General features: G+C 57.2%; 1 protein-coding gene. It reads left to right on the top strand.

Annotated features, from left to right (window positions below; all coding sequences use genetic code 11):
* Window positions 1-89 precede the first annotated feature (89 nt).
* Window positions 90-1,066 (top strand): IS1634 family transposase (locus tag OKC42_RS22635; RefSeq protein ID WP_270820936.1); only part of this gene is annotated, 977 nt, incomplete at its 3' end.

Genomic DNA, 1,066 nt, shown 5'->3' with positions numbered 1-1,066 from the left:
CCGTCATTCCGCACCTAATTTTGGCTTTTTCAAAGCTTGACGGCGATCGGCCATTCTGATCTATTACTCTCTTTTGCAGGTAGATCATCATGGCCGCTCCCGCTATCTCTATCCGTAACCTCGATCACCTTGGTTTGGTCGCCGCACTCTGCCAAGAACTGGGCATTGCCCGCATGATCGATGCCGTGCTCCCCAAAACGCCCCCTTTCAAGGTCTCACATGGTCAAGCGCTGGTCGCCATGATAGTGAACGGCCTGGGCTTTCACAGCAGCACCCTGCACATGTTCCCGCAATTCTTCGCTAACAAGCCGGTTGAGCGCCTGATCGGCCCCGGGATCTGTGCTGATGACCTCAATGATGATGTGCTCGGGCGCTGTCTCGATGCCCTCTTCGACGCCGATGTCAGCACCTTGTATCAGGTGATGGCGGCGCAAGTCGTCGAGCGGCTGGGGCTCAAAAGCACCGCTGTGCACCTCGATATCACCAGCTTCCACGTCGATGGCGCCTATGACCAGGCCGATGGCGAGCAGACCGGCAAGCTGCAATTGGTGCGGGGTTATAGTCGAGATCATCGGCCAGAGCTGAACCAGGTTATTCTGGAACTCATCTGTGAAAATCAGGCCGGGCTGCCCGTCTATATGCAGGCCCTCAGTGGCAACAGTAACGACACCAAAGCCTTTGCCCAGACTGTTCGTCGCCATTTGAGCAGCCTCAAGGCCGCGCAGGAGAGCCGTTATCTGGTCGGTGATGCAGCACTGTACTGCGCTGAGACCTTGCAATTACTGGAGCAACAGCAGCAACTGTTTGTCACCCGGGTGCCTGTCACGTTGAATGAGGCCAAGCAGGCCGTGGCAACGATTGGCACCCAGTCGCTGGTTGCGCTGGGCAATGGTTATCATGGCTGTTGGCAATCCGCCCATTATGCCGGCGTCGCGCAGCGCTGGATGTTGGTGCGCAGCGAACAGGCCAGTCATCGCGAGCAGCAGACACTGGCAAAAAACCTGCTTAAAGAGAGCACCCGCGAGCTCAAAGCCTTCGCCAAATTGTGTGCCCGACGCTTTGCCTG

This window comes from Aeromonas sp. Y311-2 (genome assembly GCF_027706025.1).
In the GTDB taxonomy this organism is placed as follows: domain Bacteria; phylum Pseudomonadota; class Gammaproteobacteria; order Enterobacterales; family Aeromonadaceae; genus Aeromonas; species Aeromonas veronii.
Note: the sequence above shows the minus strand (reverse complement) of the source record. Positions and strands in the feature narration are given on the sequence as shown.